Genomic DNA, 8747 nt, shown 5'->3' with positions numbered 1-8747 from the left:
GCCCCAGAGGGTGTGGAACGACCCCTCCCGGTCGGTCCGCCGGTAGGTGTGCGCGCCGAAGAAGTCCCGCTGGCCCTGGGTGAGCGCGGCGGGCAGCCGCTCCGCGCGCAGCGCGTCGTAGTAGGCCAGCGCGGCGGCGAAGCCCGGTGTCGGCACGCCCTGCCGGGCGGCCGTCGCGACGACGTCCCGCCAGTCGTCCTGGGCCGCGCCGATCTCCTCGGCGAACTGCTTGTCGGCGAGCAGGCTCGGCAAATCCCGCTGCTCGTCGTACGCCCCGCGGATACGGTCGAGGAACGCGGCCCTGATGATGCAGCCGGCACGCCAGATCGCGGCGACCGAGCCGGCGTCGACGTCCCAGCCGTACTCCTCGCTCCCGGCCTGCACCTGGTGGAAGCCCTGCGTGTACGAAACGATCTTGGACGCGTACAGCGCCTGCTCCACACGGTCGGCGAAACGGCCCGCCTCTTCAGCGTCGAGGGGCTGCGGCCGAGGGCCGGGGAGCGAACGCGACACCTCCCGCAGATCCGCGTGACCCGACAGCGAACGCGCGAAGACGGCCTCGGCGATGCCGGAGACGGGCACGCCCAGGTCGAGTGCGATCTGCACCGTCCAGCGGCCGGTGCCCTTCTGCTCCGCCCGGTCCATGACGACGTCGACGAACGGCTTGTCCGTGGCCGCGTCCGTGTGCGCCAGCACCTCCGCGGTGATCTCGATCAGATACGAGTCCAGGCGCCCGGTGTTCCAGGTGCGGAAGGTCTGCGCGATCTGCGCGGGGGAGTAGCCCGCGACCGTACGCAGCAGGTGGTAGGCCTCCGCGATGAGCTGCATGTCGGCGTACTCGATGCCGTTGTGCACCATCTTCACGAAATGGCCGGCGCCGTCCGGCCCGACGTGCGTGACGCACGGTGTGCCGTCGGGGGCCTTCGCCGCGATCCTCTCCAGCAGCGGGCCGAGCGAGGCGTACGACTCGGCCGAGCCGCCCGGCATGATGCTCGGCCCGTGCAGGGCGCCCTCCTCGCCGCCGGAGATCCCGACGCCCACGAAGTGGATGCCGCGCTCCCGCAACTCCTTCTCGCGGCGCCTGGTGTCGGCGAAGTGGGCGTTGCCGCCGTCGATGATGACGTCGCCCTCCTCCAGCAGCGGCGCGAACTCCTCGATCACCGCGTCGGTGGCCTCACCGGCCTTGACCATGATGACCAGACGGCGCGGCCGCTCCAGCGCGGCGACGAACTCCTCCGGCGACTCGGCGGCGACGAACGTCCCCTCGCCCCCGAACTCCTCCACCAGTGCGCGCGTCCTGGCGGCCGTACGGTTGTGCACGGCCACCGTGAAGCCGTTGCGGGCGAAGTTACGAGCAAGGTTGCGGCCCATCACCGCGAGACCCGTGACGCCGATCTGAGCTGTTCCACTCATGCCTGTGCTCCTGGAAGTCCGTAGGAATATGCCGCCCCTACGCATACGCAGGGACACGGCGGGCCATTCATCGATCCTCGAGCCGTGCGGAGGCTTCCGCACGCGATCATTGTGGGCCCGCGGGCGCCGTTCGGGCACCGTGGCGCCCCAAGCGGGCGGCGCCCGGCTCCGCTCCGGACCGCCGCACCCGCCCGACCAGCCGGGACGCGTTTCGGAAAACGGGCAGGAACGGGCACAGCGTGCGCCGTGGAGACGCTGGTCGAGCGGCCTCGATTGCTTGTACAAACGACACACGGGCCCGGACGGACGCCGCGCCCGGACAAGCAGCAGAGCGTCAGCACCACATGAGCAGGGATGTGTGCCGTGGACACCGAGGAACGCCGACGGGGAATTCTCGACACGGCCCGGCGTGACGGGTCGGTCGACGTCAACCGGCTGGCCGACCGGTTCCAGGTGGCCAAGGAGACCATCCGCCGCGACCTCCACACCCTGGAGGAGCACGGCCTCGTGCGTCGCACCCACGGCGGGGCCTATCCCGTCGAGAGCGCCGGCTTCGAGACGACGCTCGCGACCCGCACCACCCGCCATGTGCCGCAGAAGTCGCGGATCGCAGCCGCCGCGGCCGATCTCCTCGGCGATGCCGAGACCGTCTTCGTCGACGAGGGCTTCACCCCGCAGCTCGTCGCCGAGGCACTGCCCCGTGACCGGCCGTTGACGGTGGTCACCGCGTCCCTCGCCGTGGCGACCGTCCTCGCGGACGCCGAGCAGACCGCGGTGCTGCTCCTCGGCGGGCGGGTACGCGGCGGGACCCTCGCCACGGTCGACCACTGGGCCACCAGGATGCTCGCCGGCTTCGTCATCGACCTGGCGTACGTCGGCGCGAACGGCATCTCCCGCGAATACGGACTGACCACCCCCGACCCGGCCGTGAGCGAGGTCAAGGCGCAGGCCATGCGCAGCGCACGCCGCCGGATCTTCACCGGCGTGCACAGCAAGTTCGGCGCCGTCAGCTTCTGCCGGTTCGCCGAGGTCGGCGACTTCGAGGCCGTCGTCACCGACGCCGGACTCCCGTCCGCCGAGGCGCAGCGCTACTCGCTGATGGGGCCGCAGGTCATCCGCGTCTGACCGGTCCCGGCACCTGGATCCGCACCGGACCCGGGTCACCCCGCACCACATCCACTTCCGTCGCCGCCGCACCGGGCCACGGGCCGGTCCGGCATGCCACGGCACGACGGAACCAGAGCCGCTACCAGCGATCAGGAGAACAGATGCCCCACCAACGACGACGACATGGGATCCGTGTGCGTGCGGGCGCGGGCGCGGCGGCCATGGCCCTCCTCGCCGGATGCGCCGGCGCGGGCGGCACCTCCTTCGGGGGCGGCGACGCGCTCAACGTGCTCATGGTCAACAACCCGCAGATGGTCGAACTGCAGAAGCTGACCGCCCGGCACTTCACGAAGGAGACCGGCATCAAGGTCAACTTCACGGTCCTGCCGGAGAACGATGTCAGGGACAAGATCAGCCAGGACTTCTCCAACCAGGCCGGCCAGTACGACATCGCCTCCATCAGTAACTTCGAGGTCCCTTTCTTCGCCGAGAACGGCTGGCTGCACCCGCTCGACGAATACACCCGCGCCGACACCGCCTTCGACCAGGACGACATCCTCGAACCGGTCGCTCAGTCGCTCACCCATGACGGCACGCTCTACGCCGAACCCTTCTACGGCGAGTCCTCCTTCCTCATGTACCGCAAGGACGTCTTCGCCGCGAAGGGCCTGACGATGCCGGCGCGCCCCACCTGGCAGCAGGTCGCCGCCCTGGCCGCGAAGGCCGACGGCGCGCAGAAGGGCATGAAGGGCATCTGCCTGCGCGGACTTCCCGGCTGGGGCGAGGTCGTCGCCCCGCTCACCACCGTCGTCAACACCATGGGCGGGACCTGGTTCACCAAGGACTGGCAGGCACGGCTGGACTCGCCCGAGTTCAAGAAGGCCACCCGGTTCTACGTCGACCTCGTGCGCGAGCACGGGCAGTCCGGCGCCGCCCAGTCGGGCTACGCCGAGTGCCTCAACAACATGACCCAGGGGAAGACCGCCATGTGGTACGACGCCACGGCGGGCGCCGGATCGCTCGAGGCTCCCGGTTCACCGGTGAAGGGCAAGATCGGCTACGTACCGGCGCCGGTGGAGAAGACCGACAGCTCCGGCTGGCTCTACACCTGGGCGTGGGGCATGCAGAAGGCCTCCAAGAAGCCGGACAAGGCATGGGAGTTCATCTCCTGGGCCTCCGGCAAGGAGTACGAGGCCCTGGTCGGCGACACGAGCGGCTGGGCGAACGTTCCCGCCGGGAAGCGGGCGTCCACCTACGACCACCCCCGGTACCGGAAGGAGGCCGCCGCGTTCGCCGATGTGACCAAGGAAGCCATCGCCGGCGCCGACCCGCGCGACCCCGGCACCCAGCCACGCCCCACGACAGGCATCCAGTTCGTCGGCATCCCCGAGTTCACCGACCTCGGGACGAAGGTCTCCCAGGAGATCAGCGCGGCCATAGCCGGCCGCCAGTCCGTCGCGCAGGCCCTCAAGGCCTCGCAGTCACTGGCCGAGAAGGTCGCCAAGGAGTACCGGTGAGTACATCCCTCAGCACACCGCCGAACCCACCCGCGCACACCGCGCCCGCCCAGCCGTCGCCGCACGTACCTCGAAAGGCCGCCGCCCGCAGCGACCGCATGCGTGCCTGGGCGACCCGCGCACCGCTGCTGCCCGCGCTGGTCTTCCTCGTCGCCGTCACCCAACTACCCTTCGTGGCAACGCTGGTGATCTCCCTCTTCGACTGGAACTCCCTCGATCCCGAGGAACGCGCCTTCAGCGGCCTGTCGAACTACGCCTCCGTGTTCACCGACCCTGCCCTGCGTGAATCGGTCCTCACGACCGTGCTGCTCACGGCGAGCGTCGTCGTCGCGAGCGTCGTGCTCGGACTGGTACTCGCGCTGCTCCTCGACCGTGCCTTCCTCGGTCGCGGCCTGGTGCGCACCCTGCTCATCACCCCGTTCCTGCTGGTCCCCGTCTCGGCCGCGCTGCTGTGGAAACACGCGCTCTACAACCCCGAGTACGGGCTGTTCAACGGCGCCCTCAGCTGGGCCGCCGGGCTGCTCGGCATCGACTCGCCCGCCCAGCCCGACTGGATCTCCGAGATGCCGCTCCTCGCCGTCGAGGCGGCCCTCGTGTGGCAGTGGACGCCGTTCATGATGCTGATCCTCCTGGCCGGACTGCAGAGCAGGCCCGCCGAGATGATGGAGGCCGCCCGGCTGGACGGAGCGGGGAACTGGCAGATGTTCCGCCATCTGACCCTGCCGCACCTGCGCCGCTACCTCGAACTGGGCATCCTGCTCGGCTCCGTGTACATCGTGCAGAACTTCGACGCCGTCTTCACCATCACCTCGGGCGGCCTCGGCACCGCCAACCTGCCTTACACCGTCTACCAGACCTTCTACCAGGCCCACGAATACGGACTGGCGTCCGCCGCGGGAGTCGTCGTCGTGATCGGCACCATCGTGGTCGCGACCTTCGCACTCCGGGTGGTCTCGTCCCTCTTCCGTGAGGAGGCGACCCGAGCATGACCACCGCCACCCACCCCCCGCGGCACCAACTGCCGCCCGCCGCCCGCAAGGCACGGCGCCGCTCCGCCGCCCTCGGCCTGCTGGCCTGGGCAGCGGGAATCAGCTTCTGCCTGCCTGCCCTGTGGATGCTGCTCACCTCCTTCCACTCGGAGGCCGACGCAGCCACCAACCCGCCCTCCCTCGCCGCCTCCCTCACCCTCGACGGCTACCGCGAGTTCTTCGGCGGCGCGGGCGGCCCCACCCCGTGGCCGCCGCTGATCAACTCGCTGTCCGCGTCCGTCTTCTCGACGGTCCTCGTCCTGGTGCTCGCCCTGCCCGCCGCGTACGCCCTCTCCATCCGCCGGGTGCGCAAGTGGACCGACGTGATGTTCTTCTTCCTGTCCACGAAGATGCTGCCCGTCGTCGCCGGCCTGCTGCCCGTCTACCTGTTCGCGAAGAACACCGGGATGCTCGACAACGTCTGGCTCCTCGTCGTCCTCTACACCTCGATGAACCTGCCGATCGCGGTGTGGATGATGCAGTCGTTCCTCTCGGACGTACCCGTCTCCATCATCGAGGCCGCGCAGGTCGACGGCGCCCGGCTGCCCACCGTGCTCGCCAGGGTCGTCGCTCCCGTCGCCGGTCCCGGCATCGCGGCCACCGCACTCATCTGCTTCATCTTCAGCTGGAACGAGCTGCTGTTCGCACGGGTGCTCACCGGCGTCGTCGCCCAGACCGCGCCCGTGTACCTGACCGGATTCGTCACCAGCCAGGGCCTCTTCCTCGCCCAGCTGTGCGCCGCGTCCGTCGTCGTGTCCCTGCCGGTGCTCGCCGCCGGCTACGCCGCCCAGGACAAACTCGTCCAGGGCCTCTCCCTTGGAGCCGTCAAATGAGGGCAGCGATCGTCGAAGCCCCCGGCAAGGTCGTCGTCACGACCGTCCCCGACCCGACCCCCGGACCGCGAGACGTCGTCGTCGCCGTGGCGTCCTGCGGACTGTGCGGCACCGATCTGCACATCCTCCAGGGCGAATTCGCGCCCACCCTGCCGATCGTCCCCGGCCACGAATTCGCCGGCGAGGTCGTCGGCACCGGCAAGGACGTCACCGAACTCGCCGTCGGCGACCTCGTCGCCGTCGACCCGTCCCTGCACTGCCACGAATGCCGTTACTGCCGAAGCGGCCGCGGCAACCTCTGCGACCGGTGGGCCGCCATCGGCGTCACCGTCCCCGGCGGCGCCGCCGAGTACGCCGTCGCCCCAGTGGCCAACTGCGTCAAACTGCCCGGCCACATCGACGTCAAGGACGCCGCCCTCATCGAGCCGCTGTCCTGCGCCGTACGCGGCTACGACGTACTCAGCGGCACCCTCGGCGCCGACGTGCTCATCTACGGCTCCGGCACCATGGGCCTGATGATGCTCGAGCTCGCCAAACGCACCGGTGCGGCCTCCGTCGACATCCTCGACGTCAACCCCGACCGGCTCGCCACCGCCGGGCTCCTCGGCTGCTCCCGCACCGCCGCCTCCGCCGACGAACTCGACCGCCCCCACGGCTGGGACGTCGTCGTCGACGCCACCGGCAACGCCAAAGCCATCCAGGACGGCCTCGGACGCGTCGCCAAGGGCGGCACTTTCCTCCAGTTCGGGGTGGCCGACTACGCGACGACCGCGGTCATCGAGCCCTACCGCATCTACAACCACGAGATCACCATCACCGGCTCCATGGCCGTCCTGCACAGCTACGAGCGGGCCGCGGCGCTCTTCGCCACCGGCGTCCTCGACCCGTCGGTCTTCATCAGCGACCGGCTGCCGCTCGAGGAATACCCACAGGCCATCGAGCGCTTCGGCGCGGGCCGGGGCCGCAAGATCGTGGTCGAGCCGTGAGCCGGGACGGCGTACTGGTCCTGGGGGAGGCGCTGATCGACCTCGTACCCGAGCCGGCGGACCCCGGGCTCCTGCGCGCACAGCCCGGCGGCGCGCCCGCCAACGTCGCCGTCGGCCTCGCCCGGCTCGGCACACCGGCCTCCTTCGCCGGGACCCTCGGCGGCGACGCCTTCGCGCGGAGCATCGAACACCGGCTCACCCGCGCGGGCGTCGACCTCTCCCTGTGCGGGCGCTCACCGCTGCCGACCACGCTCGCCGTGGCCGACCCCGGACCCGAGGGCACCGCGTACCACTTCCACACCGACCGTACGGCCACCTTCCAGCTGCCCGACCGTACGGCCGACGTACCGCGCTACGGCGCCGTATACGTCGGCGGGCTCGCGGCCGTCGTCGAACCGGCCGCGTCCACCGTCGCGGCGACAGCACGCGCAGCGGCCCGCGACAGCCTGCTCGCCGTCGACCCCAACGTGCGCGAGGACCGCACCCTCGAGAACGGCCCCGGCCTCGGCCCGCTGCGCGAACTGTGCGCTGCCGCCCACGTCGTCAAGGCCAGCGACGAGGACCTCGCCCTGCTGTGGCCCGGCCGCGAACCCGACGCGAGCTGCCGTGCACTCGCACGCGGCGGCCGGCTCGTGGTCATGACCCGCGGCGCACGGGGCAGCACCGCGTACACGGCGGCCGGCGCCTTGGCCGCCGTCCCCGCCGTACCCGTCGACGTCGTCAACACCATCGGCGCGGGGGACGCGTTCATGGCCGGCCTGCTCGCGTGGCTCGCCGCCGGGGCCTGGCGGCTCGACCTGCCGGCCGACCGGGCCGAGGCGATGCTCGGCCACGCCTCCGAGGTCGCGGCGTCGGTCTGCGCGCAGGCCGGCACGGAGCCGGTGGTGCCGGTCCGGATGCCGGTGCGGCGCTCGCGCTGACGCGCCGGCGCACCCCCACCGGCCGGTGTCACAGCCGGCCGGTGGGGGCGCGCCCCTGTCCGTGGAGCAGCGACACCGCCGGGGTATGTTGCGTCCAGGGAAGGAGCACCATGGCGGACGGCAAGAGACGGACAGTGCGCGACCTGCGACGCGGCAACCGCGCCCTGGTCCTGCAGCGGCTGTACTTCGACGGCCCGCTGAGCCGCCAGGAACTCGGACCGGCCACCGGGCTCAGCTCAGGATCCATCAGCAACGTCGTCTCCGAACTCGTCACCGAAGGCCTCCTCGAAGAAGCCGGCATCGTCGACTCCGACGGGGGTAGGCCCCGGACCCTGCTGCGCGTCGCCCCCGGCAGCGGCCTGCTGATCGGCATCGACATCGGCGAGACCCGCGTACGGGCCGAACTCTTCGACCTCTCGTTCACCGAGCTGGCCCGCACCGAGCGGCCGCTCGCCCAGCACGGCTACGACGTCGACCGCATCGTCGCCCACGTACGCGCCGCCGTCGCCGACGTCCTGCACGACGCCGACGCGGATCCCGGCCTGCTGCTCGGCATCGGCATCGGTGTGCCCGGCATCGTCGAGCACTCCTCCACCGAGGGTGCCGTCGTACACGGCCAGACCATCGGCTGGAACGCCGTCCCCTTCGAGCAGTTGCTGCGCAAGACCGTCGAAATCCCGCCCGATGCACCGCTGTTCATTGACAACGGCGCGAAGACCCTCGGGCAGGCGGAGATGTGGTTCGGCGGCGGCCGGGGAGCGGCCTCCGCCGCGGTCGCCCTCATCGGCTCCGGAGTCGGCGCGTGCGTCGTGCACGCCGCGACCCCCGACGAGAGCGCCCGCACCGACGCCCTCGAATGGGGCCACACCGTGGTCCACATCCGGGGGCGGCGCTGCCGGTGCGGGTCCCTCGGCTGCCTCGAGGCGTACGCGGGCGCGGAAGC

8 protein-coding genes are annotated in these 8747 nt (G+C 71.1%); 7 read left to right on the top strand and 1 reads right to left on the bottom strand.

Features of this window, described 5'->3' with window-relative positions; genetic code table 11:
- Positions 1 to 1413, bottom strand: a 1413-nt coding sequence (gene gndA / locus ACWGH4_RS25295) for an NADP-dependent phosphogluconate dehydrogenase (protein ID WP_453464925.1), incomplete at its 3' end; no start/stop codon positions are given.
- Positions 1414 to 1776: 363 nt separating this feature from the next.
- On the opposite strand from gndA, the gene ACWGH4_RS25290 reads away from it, so the two are divergent.
- The 7 genes from ACWGH4_RS25290 to ACWGH4_RS25260 form a co-directional block, all read left to right on the top strand.
- Positions 1777 to 2538, top strand: a complete 762-nt coding sequence (locus ACWGH4_RS25290; RefSeq protein WP_453464922.1) for a DeoR/GlpR family DNA-binding transcription regulator — start codon at positions 1777 to 1779, stop codon at positions 2536 to 2538.
- 143 nt (positions 2539 to 2681) lie between these two features.
- Positions 2682 to 4037, top strand: a complete 1356-nt coding sequence (locus tag ACWGH4_RS25285; RefSeq protein WP_453464919.1) for an ABC transporter substrate-binding protein — start codon at positions 2682 to 2684, stop codon at positions 4035 to 4037.
- A complete protein-coding gene (locus ACWGH4_RS25280; protein ID WP_453464916.1) occupies positions 4034 to 5026 on the top strand; it encodes a carbohydrate ABC transporter permease in 993 nt (330 codons plus the stop codon). The genes ACWGH4_RS25285 and ACWGH4_RS25280 overlap by 4 nt, the downstream gene beginning before the upstream one ends.
- Positions 5023 to 5898, top strand: coding sequence for a carbohydrate ABC transporter permease (locus tag ACWGH4_RS25275; RefSeq protein ID WP_453464913.1), 876 nt, complete (start codon positions 5023 to 5025; stop codon positions 5896 to 5898). The genes ACWGH4_RS25280 and ACWGH4_RS25275 overlap by 4 nt, the downstream gene beginning before the upstream one ends.
- Positions 5895 to 6884, top strand: coding sequence for a zinc-dependent alcohol dehydrogenase family protein (locus ACWGH4_RS25270; RefSeq protein WP_453464910.1), 990 nt, complete (start codon positions 5895 to 5897; stop codon positions 6882 to 6884). The genes ACWGH4_RS25275 and ACWGH4_RS25270 overlap by 4 nt, the downstream gene beginning before the upstream one ends.
- On the top strand, positions 6881 to 7804 hold the full coding sequence (locus ACWGH4_RS25265; RefSeq protein WP_453464907.1) for a PfkB family carbohydrate kinase: 924 nt from the start codon (positions 6881 to 6883) through the stop codon (positions 7802 to 7804). Before ACWGH4_RS25270 ends, ACWGH4_RS25265 begins: the two co-directional genes overlap by 4 nt.
- Positions 7805 to 7914: 110 nt before the next feature.
- Positions 7915 to 8747: ROK family protein (locus ACWGH4_RS25260; protein ID WP_453464904.1), on the top strand; the 833-nt coding region annotated here is incomplete at its 3' end.

Source organism: Streptomyces sp. NPDC054847, from assembly GCF_053610925.1.
This window is presented reverse-complemented; position numbering and strand designations above follow the sequence as displayed.